Raw genomic sequence first — 278 nt, forward strand, 5'->3', positions numbered from 1 at the left:
GCAGCGTGAAGCGTGTCAGGTCCTGCGCCGATTTGATCTTTTCGCCGATCGCTGGCGTGCAGCAGATGATCTTCGGGTCCGGCACCAGCAGCGTGGTCTCGTATTCGGGCCAGCCGCCGTAACCCCACTGCACCGTCATATCGATGTCGTCGCGCCCGAAATCGGGCAGGTCGACCATCGTCGTCAGGCGCAGGTCGGCGCCCGGCAGGATTTCGCGGAACAGCGAGAGCCTTGGCAGCAGATAGTGCGTGGCGAAATACGGGCTCGCATTGAGGTTG

The 278-nt window shown here is 62.9% G+C and carries 1 protein-coding gene; it reads right to left on the minus strand.

From position 1 onward, the window contains the following. Positions 1–278: LysR substrate-binding domain-containing protein (locus EN874_RS33510; RefSeq protein ID WP_245516269.1), on the minus strand; the 278-nt coding region annotated here is incomplete at both ends.

This window comes from Mesorhizobium sp. M1D.F.Ca.ET.231.01.1.1 (genome assembly GCF_003999155.2).
Taxonomy (GTDB): domain Bacteria; phylum Pseudomonadota; class Alphaproteobacteria; order Rhizobiales; family Rhizobiaceae; genus Mesorhizobium.